Source organism: Psychrobacter sp. TB20-MNA-CIBAN-0197 (genome assembly GCF_040309765.1).
Classification (GTDB): Bacteria; Pseudomonadota; Gammaproteobacteria; order Pseudomonadales; family Moraxellaceae; genus Psychrobacter; species Psychrobacter submarinus.
In genome coordinates this window covers 1-412 of sequence record NZ_JBEOPC010000131.1, presented here as the reverse complement: position 1 = coordinate 412, position 412 = coordinate 1, and the positions used below count along the sequence as shown (strand labels likewise).

The 412-nt window shown below is 36.9% G+C and carries 1 pseudogene; it reads right to left on the bottom strand.

What is annotated here, in order from left to right:
• Positions 1 to 189: 189 nt before the first annotated feature.
• A pseudogene (locus tag AAEY83_RS12970) lies at positions 190 to 412 on the bottom strand (glycosyltransferase family 2 protein); the annotation flags it as partial.

The window sequence follows — 412 nt, the reverse complement described above, 5'->3', positions numbered from 1 at the left end:
ATTTAGTTTGAAGGTATTGAGGTAAGACGCCTCTCCCTCCTTCTTAAACTTTACGCACTTACTGGTATGAATATAGCTGTCTGAGGTTTGTAAGCTGTCGATTAAGCTTGTTTGACAGGATTTCTAATTAATATTTTTGAAGTATATCCACATTCAGTAATAAGTAAGTAAAATCTGATAGTGAGTATATTAATATAAATTATTGTTTTCTAGATTAGATAAAAACACTGCAAAACATTCTGTCGCCCGAGCTTTCAAGCGGCTACTGGTCAGCACACGAACGCGATTGCTCCAAGTAATAGCATAGCCTTGGTCTTCAAACTTTTTAACCAAATCCACATCTTCATGGCATGGCAGATGCGTAAAGCCGTCAACAGCTAAATAAGCCTCGCTGTTAAAACTTAAATTTGCC